This is a genomic window from Novosphingobium sp. HNCC26BN242 (assembly GCF_057180525.1).
This window is the reverse complement of sequence record NZ_JBXUGM010000001.1, coordinates 260997-278596: the sequence shown is the minus strand read 5'-3', so window position 1 is coordinate 278596 and position 17600 is coordinate 260997. Positions and strand designations below refer to the sequence as shown.

The following is a 17600-nucleotide window of genomic DNA, read 5'->3' as shown; positions in this document are numbered from 1 at the left end:
ATGTCATGATGAGAAGGACTATGGCCCCTCTTTCCACTTGCCCCCTTCCTGCCGCCAGTAGTGACGCTCTACGCCTTCGCGGGTGCCGAGCATGCGCCAGCAGCTGCGGGCGTCGTCGATCCGGGCGGGGGGGAAGAGCAGGAACACGCGGTCAAAATCGCCATCGCGCCATACGCCATCGGCAAGGGCTAGGTATTTTGCGCCATTGGTGGGATCGGGCGTTGCGGAGAGCAGGACGGGCTGGCGCGCGGCGTGGGGTTGATCGGCGTGGCCATTGGCGAGGAAAGTTTCGGGCAGGCGTGTCCACAGGGATTCGCTGATGCGTTTGCGCTGGGCGGAGTCATAGGAGACGACGAGCAGGCGCTGGTCTGCGCCAAGCGTATTGCGCGCAATCAGGGGGAGGACCTGTTCGGCGGGGTCATTGGTGAGCTGGTAGAAATCGACGCGCATCAGGTGCTCTTCCCCTCCCCCTTTGGCCCTTTCCCGCTGCGGCAGCGGTCGGAACAGAACTTCACATTGTCCCAGTCCCGCTCCCACTTCTTGCGCCAGGTGAAGGGTAGGCCGCAGGCGGCGCAAGTCTTCGTGGGTAAATCAGACTTGCGGCGCATTTTGGGCATTTTTGATTGATCCCTTCGGGATGCGCCATCCGCATCCGCGGCTTGCGGGCGGCACCGGCCCGCTCCCCAGGCCCGGCCACCCAGAGCCGACCTGCGAGGGTAGCCGGGCCGGGGGAGCGGGCCGGTGCCGCTGAGCTTATGCTTCCAACACGGTGCGGACGTACTGGTCGAGCAAGCGCACGCCGTAGCCCGTCGCGCCCTTGTCCCACGTCTGGCCGGGCTTGTCGGCCCAGACCATGCCCGCGATATCAAGGTGTGCCCAGGCGACGCCCTTGTCGATGTAGCGCTGCAAGAACTGCGCGGCGGTGATAGAGCCGCCGTAGCGGGGGCCGACGTTCTTCATGTCGGCGATGGGGCTGTCGATCAGCTTGTCGTAAGCCGCGCCCAATGGAAAACGCCACAGCTTGTCACCGCTGGCCTTGCCTGCGGCATCAAGTTTTGCCGCGAGGGCATCGTCATTGGTGAACATGCCGCCATATTCGTGGCCGAGCGAGACGATGATGGCACCGGTCAGTGTGGCCAGATCGATGATAGTTTTGGGCGCATATTCCTTTTGCACCCACGTGAGCGCATCGCATAGCACGAGGCGGCCTTCGGCGTCGGTGTTGATCACTTCGACCGTCTGGCCCGACATCGAAGTGACGACATCGCCGGGGCGCTGGGCATTACCATCGGGCATGTTTTCAACCAGACCGCACACGCCGATCACATCGGCCTTGGCCTTGCGCAGGGCAAGCGCCAACATGGTGCCAGCCACGGCCCCTGCCCCGCCCATGTCCCACTTCATGTCTTCCATGCCAGCAGCGGGCTTGATCGAGATACCGCCGGTATCAAAGGTGACGCCCTTCCCCACGAAAGCGGTGGGTTGGGCCGCTTCGGCACCCTTCCAGCGCATGGCGAGCAGCTTGGGTTCGCGCACCGAGCCTTGGGCAACGCCCAGAAGCGCACCCATGCCGAGGTCGGTCATTTCCTTGAGGCCGAGGACGAGGATTTCTACGCCGGTGCCTTCGAGGCGAGCCTTGCAGCGTTCGACGAAGCTTTCGGGGTAGATCACGTTGGCGGGTTCGGCGACGAGTTCGCGGGTGAATTCGATGCCTTCAGCCAGCGCCGATTCGGCCTCCCACGCAGCAGCAGTGCCTTCGGGCGCAGCGACAGCGATCACTTCGGTGAGCGAGGGCTTCTGATCATCGGTCAGTTTGGTGCGATAGACATCGTGCCGCCAGCCGCGCAGGCGTGCGCCGAACAGGACCGACGCTGCTTCTGCGCCGGTCAGGCCTGCACCTGAAAAATCAATGGCAAGCGCAGTTTCGCCCGAGGTAAGATACTTGGCGGTGAGCGCGGCTCCTGCCTTTTCAAGGTTGGCGGCACGATCATCACCAGCGTCGGCGCGGCCGGTTCCGGCCAGCGCAAGGCGTTTTACGCCGCCGTCTGCGGCCATAAAGGCTTCATAGGTCTGTCCAGCCTTGCCGGTAAAGCGCGCCACGGCAGCGCCATCGCGCACCACCGCATCAAGATCGGCCGGCAGCGCATCCTGCGCAACGAGGCGCGCGACGAGGCGGGGCTGCGGGGCATCGGCGGTGCGGAAAACGACCTTCATTCGGAACTCCTGTGGGTAATCGTGCAACGCTTCGACGCAAGGTGCCAAGAAGCGGTAAATGTGGAATTGCAGTTAGGGTGCACTGGTGCGATAGGCAAGCGCATGCAACCCGCCCGGCGGCCGCAGCCGCAAGCCCCTTATCGACGCTTGCGCCCAGCGCACATGTCCGCCGCCTCCTTCATCGTGGCGTTGGCATTGTCGGCACACCCTGCGCTTGCGCAAGATGCCCCTATGGCCTCGGCACCCGGGGAAGAGCCCTCGGTTGACGATGTGATGCGGTTCGAGGCGGACAAGGTTCGTTACGACAGCAAAGGCGAAAAGGTCTTTGCCGAAGGCAATGTGGTCCTGCGGCAGGATGCGCAGACCGTTCGTGCCGACAATGTGACATGGGACCGCGAGAGCGGCCAGATTCTCGCCAGTGGCAATATCCGTTTCGTCGATGATGATGGGAACATCGTCTATACCGATCAGGTTGAACTGACCGACAAGTTCAAGGCCGGTGCGATCGAGGATCTGCTGGTGGTGCTGCGCACAGGCGGGCGGCTGGCTGCAGAACGCGGAACGCGCGACGCAAACGGCAACATGACGCTCGAATATGCGGCCTATTCCGGCTGCGCGGTGGAAGACGAAAAGGGCTGTTCGAAAAAGCCGAGCTGGGAAGTGACGGCGGCGCGCGTCTATTTTGATGCAAAAGAAAAGCGCGTGAAGTATCGCGGTGCAACACTGCGTATGTTTGGCATTCCGGTGCTGCCGTTGCCCGGGCTTGGCCATACGTCCGATTTTCGCGCCGAAACCGGCCTGCTGATCCCCGACTTCCGGCTGGGCGCGGCCAACGGGGCTGAAATCAGCGAGACCTGGTATTGGCGCATCGCTGACAACCGCGATTTGTCGGTGACAGGCACGTTCTATACCGGTTCGCTGCCGATGCTGACGGCCAAATACCGGCACCTGACCAATCTGGGCGCGTTCCAGATCACCGGATATGCTACCCGATCCGGGCTGATCCCGCTGGGCGCGCCGATCAATACCGTGCCGGTTGGCGAGCAGCGCTTTCGCGGCTATATCGAATCCAACGGCAAGCTACAGTTTTCGCCCGAATGGAGCCTGACCGGCTATGGCCGTCTGGCATCGGACCGCACGTTCCTGCGCCGCTATGACATCAGCCGCGATGACCGATTGCGTTCTTCGCTCAATCTCGAACGGATTGATGATGACAGCTATTTTTCGCTGGCCGGGTGGGTGACGCAAACGGTGCGTGTAAACGATCCGCAGGGCATGGTGCCGTTGGCGTTGCCCTTGGTCGACTATCGCCGCCGGATCACGGTGGACGGAATACCGGGGCGGCTGGAATTGCAAGCCAACAGCCTGGCCATCGTGCGCACAGCAGGGCAAGACAGCCAGCGCGCTTTTGCCAAGGCGCAGTGGGACATGCGCACGATCACCGGGCTGGGGCAGGAAGTGACTCTAACCGGGCTGGTGCGCGGCGACGTGTACCACAGTTCCGATAACGCGCTGACCGCAACCGATACGTATCGCGGCCTTTCCGGTTGGCAGACGCGCGGGATCGCTACCGCTGCGATTGATGTAAAGTGGCCGTTCATGGGCACGTTCTTTGGCGGCAATCAGGTGCTGACCCCGCGCGTGCAGATTGTGGCAACACCGGGCGTGCGCAACTTCGAGATTCCGAACGAGGATTCGCGCTCGGTCGATCTGGAAGACACCAACCTGTTCTCGCTCAACCGCTTTCCGGGATACGACCGGATCGAGGACGGGGTGCGCGTGGCCTATGGCTTTGACTGGACGTTCCAGCGGCCGGGGCTGAAAGTTATGACAACGGTGGGGCAAAGCTATCGCCTGTCCAACCAGAACGCGCTTTTGCCGGATGGCACGGGGCTGACCAACCGAGCTTCGGATTATGTTGGCCGCACGGTCGTCCGATTTGATGATGTCATCAAGTTCACGCACCGCTTCCGGCTGGACAAGGACAGCTTTGCGCTGCGCCGCAACGAATTTGACGCCACGATCGGCAACCACCGCCGCTATGCCGAAGCGGGCTATCTGAAGCTCAACCGCAATATTGCGAGCACGTTCGAGGATCTGCAGGACCGGGAAGAGCTGCGCTTTGCCGCGCGCACGCCGATCACGCAGAACTTTTCGGTGTTCGGATCAACGATCATCAACCTGACCAATCGTGATGAAGACCCGACGCGGACATCGGACGGCTATCAGATGTTGCGGCACCGGCTGGGCGTGGCGTGGACCGACGATTGCCTTGATCTGTCGTTCACCTGGCGGCGCGACTATGTGAACATCGGCGATGCCGTGCGTGGCAATTCGTTCCAGATTTCGCTTTCGCTCAAGAACCTTGGCGTGAAATGATGGGTGATCTATTGCCCTTTTGCGTCTGATGCGCCACTCAGCCTGCGTTAAGCCGTCCCGTACCAGAAGGCCGGAATTGCCAGAGGCTGCATCACACGCGCCCGTTCGACAGGACCAATTTCACGCATGATGTCCAAGCTGACCAATACCCGTAAGGCGCTGAAGCGCGCAATCGGATCATCGACGATGTCCGCCGCAGCGCTGACTTTGTGCGCATCACCCGCGCTTGCGCAAGGTGCCAATGCGCCGCTCAATATCCCTGAAAATCCGGTAATCTTCGGCACGAACGATCCCAACGTGCGGCGTGCCACGGCGATCATCAATGGCGAGATTGTAACCGGCACCGATGTGGAGCATCGGCTGGCTCTGATCATTTCGGCCAATGGCGGCAAGATTGATGCCGAGGAGAAGGAGCGCCTGCGCATGCAGGTGCTGCGCAACCTGATCGACGAGACGTTGCAGATTCAGGAAGCCAAGGCATCTGACGTGCCGGCCGAAGACGCGCAAGTCGATGCGACTTATGAGCGCGTGGCGACGCAGAACTTTGGCCAATCGCCCGAGGCCATGGCCAAGTATCTTGAGCGCATCGGATCGGCCCCGGCATCGCTGAAGCGGCAGATCCGGGGCGAACTGGCGTGGCAGAATCTGCTGCGGCGCAACGTGCAGCCTTTCGTCAATGTTTCCGAAGGCGAAGTGCAGGAACGACTGCAAAGGCTACAGGCCGAAAAGGGCACCGAGGAATACCGCATCGGCGAAATCTTCCTTGCGGCAACCGACGTGAATCAGGCGCAAATTCAGGCGAACGCCGAAAAGATTGTTGAACAGCTGAAAGAGGGCGGCAGCTTTGTCGCCTATGCTCGCCAGTATTCGCAAGCCTCTACCGCAGCGGTGGGTGGCGATCTGGGTTGGATCAGGCTGGCGCAGTTGCCGACCGAGCTGGCCACAGCAGCCACCAGCATGGCGCCCGGTCAGCTGGCCGGGCCAATTGCGATTCCCGGCGGGTTTTCGATCCTGTACCTGATCGACAAGCGCCAAGTGCTGACCGCTGATCCGCGCGATGCGCTGCTTAGCCTGAAGCAGATCTCGATTGATTTCCCCAAGGGAACAAGCAACGATCAGGCCACGAAACTGGCAGCAAACTTCGCCACCATGGTCAAGGCGATCAAGGGTTGCGGTGATGCCGAAACGCAGGCCACCAAGATCGGCGCATCGGTTGTAGCCAACGACCAGATCAAGGCGCGCGATCTGCCCGGTGCCTTGCAGGATACACTGCTGAACCTGCCCGTGGGGCAAACCACGCCACCATTCGGGTCAATCGAGGAAGGCGTGCGCGTGCTGATGCTGTGCGGCCGGGATGATCCGCAAGTGGCCAATGGCCCGAACTTTGACGAGATGATGGCCCAGATCGAGGATGACCGCGTGAACAAGCGCGCGCAGACTTATCTGCGCGATCTTCGGCGTGATGCGGTGATCGAATACAACTGACAGGTGGTGCTAACTGCCGTTGGATGATGGGGTGCGGTTGCGCTTGCGCTGGGCGGCCAGTGTCGGCATTATAGTATGCAACACTAACTATTATTCGGAGAGCCTCGCCATGTCAGAAGACTATGTCCCCCCCAAGGTCTGGACCTGGGACAAGGCCAATGGCGGCGCTTTTGCCAGCGTGAACCGGCCCGTGGCCGGCCCCACCAGCACGCGCGAACTGCCGGTGGGCAAGCATCCGTTCCAGATTTATTCGCTGGGCACGCCCAATGGCCAGAAGGCCACGATCATGCTGGAAGAACTGCTCCAGTTGGGCATTGTCGAGGCTGAGTACGACGCGTGGCTGATCAAGATCTTCGAAGGCGATCAGTTCACCAGCGGCTTTGTGGATATCAACCCCAATTCGAAAATCCCTGCGATGGTGGATCGATCCGGTGCAGAGCCGGTGCGCGTATTCGAATCGGGGGCGATTCTGATGCATCTGGCGGAAAAGTTCGGCGTGTTCCTGCCGTCTTCCGGCCCGGCGCGCGCAGAATGCCTGTCATGGCTGTTCTGGCAAGTGGGCAGCGCCCCATTCATCGGCGGCGGATTTGGCCATTTTTACAACTATGCACCGTTCAAGATCGAATATGCGATTGATCGCTATGCGATGGAGACCAAGCGCCTGTTCGATGTTGCCAATCGCCGCCTTGCCGAAAGCCGCTATCTGGCGGGCGAAGACTATACCATTGCCGATATCGCGACGTACACGTGGTTCGGCAATATCTACCGCGGTGAAGCCTATGGCGATGCCGCCACGTTTTTGTCGATGCACGAATACGAACACGTCGGCCGCTGGGTGGGCGAGATCGATGCGCGCCCCGGCGTGTTGCGCGGACGCCTGGTCAATTCCAGCAAGGGACTGGCAGAGCGCCATGATGCCAGCGATTTCGACACGCTGCCGCCAGAAACGCTGAAAGGCATCGTCAAGGGATTCTGACCTGTTCGAAAGGGGTGAGAGGAAAGGCGGGAAACCCCACTCTTGCCCCTTGGCATCTGCGCGCGCCACGTTATAAGCGCGCGCTCTGCTGGGGCGTCGCCAAGTGGTAAGGCAGCGGCTTTTGATGCCGCCATTCGCAGGTTCGAATCCTGCCGCCCCAGCCAGAATTTAGCTACATTGCTGATTTCACTGGCTCACGCTGTTGGGCCCGCTCCAATGGGTACACCAGACTGTGCCGACGTGCTGTGCGGCGCGAATTTCCATTCTGCGTCGGTCAAATTGCTGGGCAAAGGCGGGCCTGCTCTGGCATACAGCCGCTAAGTGATATCGGTCTACATCAGCGCTTCGGGGAATCTTGCCGCCACAGCTGAGGCGCTTGTTACGGATATCAAACGCCTTCTTTTTCGGTCAGCCTCTATGGTGGAAACATAACATGCTGTCTCGCCGCTTGATGATGGCTAGTGGTGCGGCAGCGCTGGTTGCGCCTGGCGCTTTCTCGCCCGGCCCCCTCCCCGGATCATCACAGCCGCAAGCACAGGCCCGTGGAGGGGCAATCCCGCGTGATCCCGCCATGGCTGCGTCCGCGCCGCCCGTGGGCCTTGGCGATACGATCTTCATTGCCGATGATCCTGAAGCTTTGTGGCAAAGCGCCGGATTGCATACTGTGCGGGTGTTCCTGCGCAAGGGTCCTTGGGCGGTGATCTGGTATCTGCAGGTGGCGTCCCCGGTGGATGGCCAGCCCTTTGATGTGGTGGTGGTAGAGCGGCAGCGCTGGACCAATCTGGCAGCGGAGACCCCTGCGGTCAGCTATCAGGCGAGCGTGTTCGATCGCAGCTTCCCGCTCTATGGCCATGGCGACTTCCAGCGCTGGGTCATCGCATCGCGCACCTGGCCTGTTTCCGACCGTGAATTGAACCGCTGGCAAGCCGAGGGCCGGTTGCTGCCGTGGGGCATCGGGCCCAAGCTGCAGGCGCCATCGCAATGGGCCTATATGGACCCGATCCCCAACTATACTCCACTGGACAAAGGTGGCCTGACGCCGGCCATGGGGATGACGGGACTGCGCGATGACGTGGGGCCGATTGTCCACCGGCAGGCGCGCTACATCATGGAACGCAGCGCAGAGCTGCGGCGCATAGCCATGAATTACGGGCTGAGTGCGGCATCGGTCCCGTGGCATGTGCGCGGGACCGATGGATTGCCGCTGCTGCTAGACACACCGAATATGCCGCTGAAGGTGCAGCAATATTACCAGAATTATCCCGAAGAGAGGATTATCAGCGTCAGCCCCGGGATGGGTCATGCATGGAATATCGATAATGCGCACCGCCCGTGCCCATCGTTCATTCCGGCTTTGCTATCCGAATTGCATCCATTTTTCGTTGAGGAGCAGGTGTTTTCCGCCTGCACCGCGCTGAATACCGTTGGCCCCGATTATCGCGGCGCCAGCGGCAAATGGGTGGATCAGGGGCAAGGGCGTGATTGGGCGTGGTCAATGCGTGATCTGCTGTTGGCCTATGCCTTGCTACGATCCATGCCGGCTCTTGATTGGTTGCCACCCGCAGAGCGTTTTGATGCAATCCTTTCTGCCAATCTGGACCGTGCGGCAAACGCACTCGCGGTGCCGGGGATGGGCCAATTGGGGATGTTCTGGGAAGGCGATTCCAGCGATAACTCCCCCAATCCGACATTCTGGCCATCGATACAGGCGCAGCAACGGCCCGGCGTTTATACCGGATCGATCGCCAATTATATTGCCTATACGCTGGATTGGGGGCGGCGGTTGCATCACGATCCGCGTTGGTCGCAATTGCAAATCGCCTTTGCAGAGCGGTTTCAGGCTCGGCGTTTTCTGGCAAGCGGGCCTTATTGCTTCCTCAATCTGCCAGCGCGGCTGGAAGGGCGCTGGTTCAGCGATTGGCAGCAAATGGCGCAAACAGTCGGCCTTCCTGCGGATATAGCGCGGCAACCATGGTACAGTTTTGACAAGCCGCTGAATGATCCGCGCGTGTATGAATATGCCACCGAGTATCCCGCAGCGTTCTACAACGGCCTGAAATTGGCACAGGCAACGGGGGCAACCAATGCCGACGTGGATACCGCGATTGCGCTGTTGGAGGCGCAGATGAGCAGGGGCGGCACGGAAAGCTGGCCAGCCTTTGCCATGCGCCACGCCCGGTAAGGGGGCCTCCTTTGGAGATTCTGCAGACTTATGGGAAACGGTCAATCAGCGCCTAGCGGATCGTCAGGTCCGAACGCACGTCGGCCGCCAGAAAGCCAAACAGACCTGATGCGGCGAACTTTCGATCCAGATGACCAGAGGGGCTGGTCATTCAACGGCCGCATTTGAAAGCGATGCAATAACATTTTTTTGGGGGTTTGGCCCCGTGCCCAGCGGGTGTGAAGCGTCAAGTTCATCAAGCTGGTTGCGCCGAATCTCCTGGTGCGGGCGCCAGCAGTTTGCCCACCATTTCACCCAGATCATCGATATTGGTCGGCTTCCACAGCACGGGAATCTTCGATGATGACATACTCCGCAGCGTCTCTGGCGAACCATCGCCGGTTATGAAGATGGCTGTAATGCCCGGCCACTTGTGCATGGCAAGTGCGACTGCGGCGTCCCCACGCTGCCCATCAGACAGGTGCCAGTCGGATATGATCAGGTCTGCGGGCCTATCCTCCAGCCCTTCAAGTTCGCGCAACGAACCGACCGAGCGGACCTCTGCTGCGATCAGGCCCAACAGATCTGCCAAAGCAACACGTGCACCTTCATCGTCGTCCACCACGACGATGCGCAGATTTGCAAGAGCCTGCCGTCCGGCAGCCCGCGCCGGTCGTGCGGGGTGGGACATGCGCACTTCTGCCAGCAACGGCAAATCAATGAAGATCGCAGCACCGCAGGTCCAGCGTGGATCAAGGCCCAGGCTTCCCCCAACAAGCCGCGCCATCTCACGCGAGACGGCAAGACCAAGGCCCATTCCTTGCGCCTTTCCGCGCGCGACGGCACCTTGCACGTAGGGCAGGAAACAGGCTTCGGCATTTTCGCCAAAGCCCACGCCATCGTCGATCACATAAAGCCGCACCCGGTTTCCCATCCGGCGAGTCAGTATCAAAAGCCGTTCGCCCTGCGCGTGAGCGCAGGCATTGTGCAGCAGGTTGCGCAGGATCCTTGAAAGCAGGTGCGGATCGGTGCGCACCCGGTATGAACCGCCAAAGGCCTGCAGCCTGATGCCGGCGTTGCGGGCAATGACTTCATGTTCTGCAGCAAGCGTCGTGATCAGCGGCCCCAGATCAACCGCACAGATGGCCGTCGGCATCGTCCCGCTTTCCAGCCTGAGATGTTCGAGCATGCGATCCAGCAGCGCATTTGCTTCCTGAAAGGCCTGCTTCACCCCGTCTTCGGCGCGGGCGCGCAATTGTGCCTTCGGATTCATCGACAGTTGCTGGAAAAACAGCATGGCAGCTTGCAGAGGCTGGCGCAGATCGTGGCTGGCGGCGGCAATGAAGGTGGTGCGATCATCACGCGCTTTTTGCGCCTGTTCCAGTGCCACCGCCAGATCTGCCGAAGCTTCTTCTGCCTTCAGGCGGGATTTGATTGCGCTGCGCACTGCATATTTCAGCGTCAGCGCCACTCCGATCATCAGCAGGCCATAAGCGGTCAGAAACAGCGCCAGCGATATGGCATAGCTGGAATCGCTCTGCAAAAAGAAGGCGGCGGTTGAGCCAAGCACGGCAACTACGGCAAAAGTGATGTTGCCGATGGCTTCTGCTGTGGTGATGACTTGCGCGCTGATCGTGGCACAGAAGAATACCACCATCAGCAGTTGCAACTGTTCGCTGGCATAAGGGAAAAACAGCCAGACTGCAGACGCCACGGCCAAATCGAACAGCGCTGTCACCACGTTCCCGGCCCGCGCCCAGACGGTTGCCAGTTCAAGATCATCAGGGCGGCGGATCAGCACGGTTAACGGCAGGGCGATTAGCAGCACGATGACAAAGCCCATGAAGCCGGTCCACAGCATCAGGTTTTCGGGCGGCACAACTGGCTTGAACAGCAAATGGACATAAACGAACGTGCCCGCGATGAGGAACGTCATCAGCCCGGCCACAGTGAACTCTATGCGCGACTCAGCAGCGCGAATGCGCTGATATTCTGTCGCCTGCCGTGGATGAGCCGTTTCCGGCTTGCTCATGCGATGCCCTCCGCCGCACCACGTTTGGCCTGCGTTTCAAACAGAAGCAACCACCCCGGCCATGCAGCTAAGCCTGATGGCTAGGCCATTTTACCGCTTGTCATTCTGCAGGAATGGATGATCAGCCGATCAACCCCAAGGCGCGCGCCCGCACACCTGCTTCGATGCGATTGGCAACGCCCAGCACGGCAATGATCTGCGCGACATGTGCCTTGACCGTCGCAGGCGATATCTCCAGTTCGCGGGCAATTTCCTTGTTCGAACGTCCTGCCGATACCTGCTCGAGTACCATGATCTGCCGTTCGGTTAGGTTCGCATGGCCTGCTTCTGCAAGCGGCGTGGATGATCCAGAAACCGGATTGGCATCAAGTGCAGAACGCGCAGCATTGGCATTGCGCATCGCCAATTCCCCGATGCCGCTGGGCAAATAGACCCCGCCTGCCAGGACCAGCCGCACAGCAGCTTCAACCACTGGAGGCGTTGAGGATTTGGGTAGAAAACCGTGCATTTGCAGATCAAGTGCCAGCATCAGATCCGCCTCGTCGGCCGAGCCTGAAAACAGCATAAAGCGTGCCTTCGGCAGGGCCGCTTGAAGCGCCTTGATCCCTGACCGGGCATCATCGCCGGGGATGTGAATATCCAGCAGGCACAACCCGATATCCGAATGTTTCGAAGCAATCGCCGTGGCATGCAGATAATCGTGGACGATGTGGACCGTTGCTTGAAAAGCATTTTCGATCATTAAGCCAATGGCACCTGCAACAATCGGATGATCGTCGCACACCAAAACTTCCACGTAATTTCCCCTGAATAGCGTGTCAGAAGCTATGTCGGCACGGCCAAAAACACAAGGTGACGATTGGTCTATTGTGATCAGGATCACCCGGATCGCACCATTATTTCGAAGTATTTCCAAAATAGCCGTCGGACAACGGCCTAAGCCATCTGGCTAAGCCGTCTGGCCGATGTGCTTCAATGCTGCATCGGCCAGTATTCTTGCCGACGAAACCCTTGCGCCGAATGGCGGGCCACTGCTGCCCCGCTTGCTGGCTGGGGGGCTGCCGAGCCTTTCGGTTATGGCACGGCAAGGTACAGGGGAACTGCATCATGATCACGCGCGCAAAGTCAGTTACGAAACTGGCCCATCGGCAGCACTCCAGCCAGCGCCTGATCGCTGTGCTCATGGCCGGAAGCGCGCTGACCCTGCCGGGCGCGGCGCTGGCGCAGAACTGGGTGGGTGGCACGAGCACGGATTACAACACGGCCACCAACTGGAGCACCAACACGGTGCCAACCAGCCCAGCCAATGTGGCGATCAACACCAACACCAACGCGCCGGTGATTGGTGCAGGCCAGAACAACACCGCCAGAGGGGTTACCGTTGGCGAGTCCAACATCGGAAGTTTGACCATCCAGCAAGGTGGCACGCTGGTGGTGGGTGATTCCGTCAACTTCGGAGTTTTGGCTGTCGGCGGCTCGCAGACAACAAATGCCGTTGGCGGCAATGGTACCCTTCGCGTTGTCGGCACGGGTTCGACTGTCACCGTGTTTGGCCCGCTCGAAATTGCGCGCAGTCAGGGAACCACCAGCCTCGTCGAAGTACTCGGCGGTGGACGCATCACCGCGCGCGAAACGAACGTCGGCATCGGTGCCGGCAGCAATGGCGTGCTGACGATTTCCGGGGCCGGATCGCAGCTCGATCTTGGCTCCAGTAACCTGACGCTGGGCAGCACTAACGCCAATGCAGGACGCGGCACGCTGAACATTCTGGATGGCGGCCGGTTTACCGGGAACGGGTCCGATACCGTTCGGGTGGGCAGCAGCATCAATGTGAGCGGCACCAATTCATCGTTTGTCAGCGCCTTTGGCATTGGCATTAACGGTGCCTTATTGGTCGAAAATGGCGGGTCCTTCAGCCATGGCACGATAACCGTGGGGGGCACGGCCACCGTGCGCAACGGTTCATTGTCTGCCACGACTACGCCCAGTTCAGGCGGGTTGACCATCAGCGCGGGGGGCACGCTGGCTGCTGAAAACAGCACGATCACAGTCGGCTCGAACTTCAGCGTGCGCGGATTGGCAACATTGACCGGCACCAGTCTGTCTGCCGGCGCCATAGGTGTGTTCCAGGACGGTGTGCTGAATATCGGCGCGGCTGACGGTGCCGCAGCGGCAGCGGCGGGCGCTGTGATCGCGCCGAGCATTATCCTCAACGAACCCAATTCGCAGTTGGTGTTCAATCACACCAATTCCAGCCTGACGGTTGGCGCATCCATCGGCGGTGCCGGACGATTACTGCATCGGTCTGGCACCACGGTCCTGACGTCGGCCAATTCCGGCGGAAGCAGGGTTAATGGCGGCGTGGAGATCAGCGGCGGCACCGTGCTTTCAAACGGGAGCTTTCGTGCATCCACTGTCGCTGTGCAAACTGGTGGCACGCTGGGGGGCAGCGGTACGGTCGAAGCTCTGGTCGCAGTCACCGATGGCATCATCGCGCCGGGTAGCAACGGAGTTGGCAATCTGACGCTGGGCAGCCTCACGCTGACCAGCGCGTCAGTGCTCAATTTTGAACTGGGCGCGCCCGGAAACCCCGGCGTTGGCAGTGACCTTATTACGCTCGGCACGATCAATGGGGGCGGCAATCTGACGCTCGATGGCACTTTGAACGTAGGTAATGCGGGCGGGTTTGGCGCTGGCCTCTATCGCCTGATCGATTATCGCGGCACGCTGACCAACAATGGCTTGGAAGCAGGCTCGCTGCCAGCAGGGTTCGCTGCCACAGGCTTTGAAGTGCAAACCTCGGTTGCGCGGCAGGTTAACCTGATCGTGACGGCGCCGGTTCCCACATCGTTCCCATTCTGGGATGGCAGCGCCACCACCGCCAATGGCATGATCGAAGGCGGCAGCGGCACGTGGACGGCCACTGGCACCAACTGGACCACCACCGCCGCCACCGCCAACGGGGCCTATAATCCGCAAGACCTGCTGATCTTCACCGGCCCCATGGCGGGCGAGAGCGAGCAGGAGCAGAACTTGCAACGGATCACCAGGCAAGTCGTCTCCGCAACCCCGTCGGCTAGCGCCGGAACGGTCACCGTGGATGGGTCAGCAGGCGCGATTACGCTGGAAAACGGCATGCAGTTTGCCGTTACCGGCTATACCCTGACCGGCGATGATATCGTGCTGGCGGCCACCGAACCTTGCGGCGAATGCTCACCCCTGCCGGGCCAGACCATCATCCGCGTGGGCGATGGCACCAATGCCAGCACCGGCTTTGTCACCACCATCGCATCCCGGCTTACCGGGGAATCCGGCCTGCTCAAAACAGATCGCGGCACGCTTATCCTGTCGGGCGCAAACAGCTACACCGGCGGAACCGAGATTGCCGGCGGCATGGTGCAAGGCACATCGGCCAGCCTGCAAGGCGCGATTGCCATTGGCAGCAGCGGCACTTTGCTGTTCACGCAAGAGCTTGACGGCGAATTCGAAACCGGTCTTTCCGGCTCCGGCGTCTTTGCTAAGCAGGGGGCTGGAAAGCTGCTCCTTTCCGGGAACTCGGCCGCGTTCGATGGCACCACCGTGCTGACCGGTGGAGAATTGGCGGTTGACGGAACGCTAGGCTCGGCGCTTTCAACACTACAGGCAGGCGCGGCTGCTACCCTGTCGGGCTCAGGCCGCATCGGCGGATCGGTTGCGGTCGATGATGCCATCGTGGCCCCCGGCGGCGCGTCTGCCCAGCAGGCCGCAGGACGGCTGGCTGCTGCAGCAGCACAAACCGCAAACCAGATTGGCTTGCTCACTATCGATGGCGATTTCTCGCTGACCGGTGCGTCCATTCTCGCCTTCCAACTCGGTGATCCGGCAGGCGCAGCAGGCATTGCCAGCGATCTAATCAACGTCGGCGGCAATCTCGTGCTTGATGGCACGCTGAACGTGACTGATGCGGGCGGCTTTGGTGCAGGCCTCTATCGCCTGATCAACTATGACGGTGCGTTGACCGACAACGGTCTTGGCATTGGTCTGACACCCGAAGGCTTCACCGCAGCAGACCTTACGGTGCAAACCTCTGTGGCCAATCAGGTGAACTTGCTGGTCAGCGCCCCGGTTACCAGCTTCACCTTCTGGGACGGTGCAAACACCGCCAGCAATGGCGCGGTCAATGGCGGCACGGCCACATGGCGCGCCGATACCACCAACTGGACCGTTGCCGATGGCAGCCGCAACGGTGTTGCCGATCCATCGCAATTGCTGATCTTTGCAGGCACCGCAGGCACAGTGACCGTGGACAACGCCGGCGGCGCAGTGCGCGCAACGACGGGCCTGCAATTTGCGACCAGCGGCTACCGCATCGAAGGCGGCGCAGTGGCGCTGGATGGAACAGTTGCCACAATGCGCGTGGGCGATGGGACGGCGGCGGGCGCAGGCTTTACCGCAACCGTTGCGTCATCGCTGACGGGCTCGGCGCGTCTGGAAAAGACCGATCTGGGCACGCTGATTCTTTCCGGCGCAAACACGTACGCGGGCGGCACCCGCGTTACGGGCGGCATTCTTGAGATTGCCAATGACGGCGCCTTGGGCGCGACTGCGAGCGCAGTAACGCTTGATGGCGGAACCTTGCGCAATACCGCCGCGCTCACATCTGCGCGGGGCTTCACCATCGGTACTGGCAGCGGCACAATCGACAGTGGAGCCAACGCGCTTGCACTGTCAGGCACCATCGGCGGCACAGGCACCTTGCGGTTGACCGGCACCAGTGCGCGCACCTTCTCGGGCAACAGCAGCGCCTTTGCCGGAAGCACCACGTTGGCCGCAGGCAGCCTTGCGCTGTCAGGATCGCTGGGCGGTTTGCTGACTGTCGCCGCTCCTGCCACGCTGACCGGCAACGGGCGTGCAGGCAGCCTTGATCTGGCGGGAACGTTTAGCCCCGGCGCTGCTTCGGGAGCCACCGGCACATTCAATGTCACCGGCGATCTGACCATCCGCGCCGGATCAACACTGCGTATTGATGTGGCCGCCAGCGGTGCCACTGACCGCATCGAAGCAGGTGGCCGCGCGCTGATCGAAGGCGGCACCGTGGCCGTTACTGCGCTTGACCCGGACGTGAACTATACCAACGGCACTGTCTATCGCATCGTTAATGCCGCAGGCGGGCGCACCGGCACTTTTGCAGGGCTGACTGAAACTTCGGCGTTTCTCGATTTTGCCTTGGGCTATGATCCGACCGGCGCGTTCCTGACCACCACAGTCATCCGTCAATTCCCCGATGTAGCGCAGACCTTCAACCAAAGCGAAGCGTCATCGGCGCTCAAGGACCTGGGCCGGGTGGCAGGGAGCGATGCGCTGGCCGTTTACAACGCCATCCTGATCCTTGACGCTGATCCCGCCCGCGCAGCCTTTGATGCCAGTTCGGGTGAAATCTACCCGACACTGCTGGCAGGCCGCCAGCGCGCAGGCATGGCGCTTGCCGGGCGTATGGCCGTCCGTGGGGCTGCCACAGGCGACGAAGGACTGGCCATGTGGGGCGGCGTTTTGGGTGAGCGCGCGAATGTCGATACAGATACTGATCTCAACGGCGCTTATAGCAACGCCGATAGCATCGGGCTGGAATCGGGCCTCGATTATCGCGGGCCTGACAATCGGTGGGCCTTCGGCATTGGCGGGGGCTGGCAGGATGGCAACGTGCATCTGCTGGCACGCGGATCGCGCGCAAAGACCGATGCCTGGCACATTGGCGGGTATGCCCGCTATGGCACCGGCGGCGCAGGGTTCAGCACCGTGGCCAGTGTCGCCTACGCCGATAGCGATGCTGCGGTCACACGGCAGATCGGCTTTGGCAGTATCTCCCGCACAGCCTCGGCCAATGTCTCCTTGCGCACCACCGCTGCCACTATCGAGGCGCGTTATGGCATGGGCGACGATGGGTTGGCGGCAGGGCCGCTGGTTAGCATAGACCATGTGTCGACCCGGTTGGGCCGGATCGCCGAAACCGGGGCCGCCGCGCTCAATCTTTCAGGCACAGGCAAGCGCGAAAGCTGGACACGCTATGGCGTCGGTGGCTTTGCACGTTATCGCATAGGCACAGGCTTTGCTGATCTGTCCGCGCGCTATGTCAACCGTAGCCGCCTGATCACCAGTGTCGATCTGGCAATGGCTGGCACACCCACGACCCACACTGTCCGCGCCGCGCAAGGCAATAGCGGCACCGTCCGCGTCGATGCCCGCACCGAGTTTGCCATCGGCAAGAATTGGGCCATCAGCGGCAATCTGGGTGGAGCCATCGCCAAGCGCGAAGGGCAGATTGATGGCAATCTCCGGTTGAGCTACCGGTTCTGACGCCGACTAAAGACGATGCG

The 17600-nt window shown here is 61.1% G+C and carries 10 protein-coding genes and 1 tRNA gene; 6 read left to right on the top strand and 5 right to left on the bottom strand.

What is annotated here, in order from left to right; all coding sequences use genetic code 11:
- Positions 1-18: 18 nt before the first annotated feature.
- From AC2A1F_RS01275 to AC2A1F_RS01265, 3 genes are all read right to left on the bottom strand, one after another.
- Positions 19-450 carry a DNA polymerase III subunit chi gene (locus AC2A1F_RS01275; protein ID WP_484206972.1) on the bottom strand — a complete coding sequence of 144 codons (432 nt, stop codon included), beginning with the start codon at positions 448-450 and terminating at the stop codon, positions 19-21.
- Entirely contained in the window at positions 450-617 is a 168-nt protein-coding gene (locus tag AC2A1F_RS01270) for a DUF2256 domain-containing protein (protein WP_484206971.1), read from the bottom strand. The genes AC2A1F_RS01275 and AC2A1F_RS01270 overlap by 1 nt, the downstream gene beginning before the upstream one ends.
- A 136-nt stretch (positions 618-753) precedes the next feature.
- Entirely contained in the window at positions 754-2214 is a 1461-nt protein-coding gene (locus tag AC2A1F_RS01265; RefSeq protein WP_484206970.1) for a leucyl aminopeptidase, read from the bottom strand.
- A 102-nt stretch (positions 2215-2316) separates the two neighbouring features.
- On the opposite strand from AC2A1F_RS01265, the gene AC2A1F_RS01260 reads away from it, so the two are divergent.
- From AC2A1F_RS01260 to AC2A1F_RS01240, 5 genes are all read left to right on the top strand, one after another.
- Positions 2317-4593, top strand: a complete 2277-nt coding sequence (locus AC2A1F_RS01260; protein ID WP_484206969.1) for an LPS-assembly protein LptD — start codon at positions 2317-2319, stop codon at positions 4591-4593.
- Between the two features lie 126 nt (positions 4594-4719).
- On the top strand, positions 4720-6078 hold the full coding sequence (locus AC2A1F_RS01255; RefSeq protein ID WP_484206968.1) for a peptidylprolyl isomerase: 1359 nt from the start codon (positions 4720-4722) through the stop codon (positions 6076-6078).
- Between the two features lie 109 nt (positions 6079-6187).
- Positions 6188-7054, top strand: coding sequence for a glutathione-dependent disulfide-bond oxidoreductase (gene yghU / locus AC2A1F_RS01250; RefSeq protein WP_484206967.1), 867 nt, complete (start codon positions 6188-6190; stop codon positions 7052-7054).
- Positions 7055-7143: 89 nt separating this feature from the next.
- Positions 7144-7218: transfer RNA gene (locus tag AC2A1F_RS01245), tRNA-Gln, on the top strand.
- Positions 7219-7487: 269 nt separating this feature from the next.
- On the top strand, positions 7488-9236 hold the full coding sequence (locus tag AC2A1F_RS01240; RefSeq protein WP_484206966.1) for a hypothetical protein: 1749 nt from the start codon (positions 7488-7490) through the stop codon (positions 9234-9236).
- 235 nt (positions 9237-9471) lie between these two features.
- On the opposite strand, the gene AC2A1F_RS01235 is transcribed toward AC2A1F_RS01240, so the two are convergent.
- Positions 9472-11247 carry a sensor histidine kinase gene (locus AC2A1F_RS01235; protein WP_484206965.1) on the bottom strand — a complete coding sequence of 592 codons (1776 nt, stop codon included), beginning with the start codon at positions 11245-11247 and terminating at the stop codon, positions 9472-9474.
- A 121-nt stretch (positions 11248-11368) separates the two neighbouring features.
- Positions 11369-12031 (bottom strand): LuxR C-terminal-related transcriptional regulator, encoded by a 663-nt coding sequence (locus AC2A1F_RS01230; protein ID WP_484208139.1) that lies wholly within the window; start codon positions 12029-12031, stop codon positions 11369-11371.
- A 323-nt stretch (positions 12032-12354) separates the two neighbouring features.
- On the opposite strand from AC2A1F_RS01230, the gene AC2A1F_RS01225 reads away from it, so the two are divergent.
- Positions 12355-17580 (top strand): beta strand repeat-containing protein, encoded by a 5226-nt coding sequence (locus AC2A1F_RS01225; RefSeq protein WP_484206964.1) that lies wholly within the window; start codon positions 12355-12357, stop codon positions 17578-17580.
- The last annotated feature ends 20 nt before the right edge of the window (positions 17581-17600 follow it).

Coding starts and splice junctions, on each gene's coding strand:
- AC2A1F_RS01255 (WP_484206968.1), top strand. CDS start 4,720: ATGATGTCCAAGCTGACCAATACCCGTAAGGCGCTGAAGCGCGCAATC.
- AC2A1F_RS01240 (WP_484206966.1), top strand. CDS start 7,488: ATGCTGTCTCGCCGCTTGATGATGGCTAGTGGTGCGGCAGCGCTGGTT.
- AC2A1F_RS01275 (WP_484206972.1), bottom strand. CDS start 450: ATGCGCGTCGATTTCTACCAGCTCACCAATGACCCCGCCGAACAGGTC.
- yghU (WP_484206967.1), top strand. CDS start 6,188: ATGTCAGAAGACTATGTCCCCCCCAAGGTCTGGACCTGGGACAAGGCC.
- AC2A1F_RS01225 (WP_484206964.1), top strand. CDS start 12,355: ATGATCACGCGCGCAAAGTCAGTTACGAAACTGGCCCATCGGCAGCAC.
- AC2A1F_RS01260 (WP_484206969.1), top strand. CDS start 2,317: ATGCAACCCGCCCGGCGGCCGCAGCCGCAAGCCCCTTATCGACGCTTG.
- AC2A1F_RS01270 (WP_484206971.1), bottom strand. CDS start 617: ATGCCCAAAATGCGCCGCAAGTCTGATTTACCCACGAAGACTTGCGCC.
- AC2A1F_RS01235 (WP_484206965.1), bottom strand. CDS start 11,247: ATGAGCAAGCCGGAAACGGCTCATCCACGGCAGGCGACAGAATATCAG.
- AC2A1F_RS01265 (WP_484206970.1), bottom strand. CDS start 2,214: ATGAAGGTCGTTTTCCGCACCGCCGATGCCCCGCAGCCCCGCCTCGTC.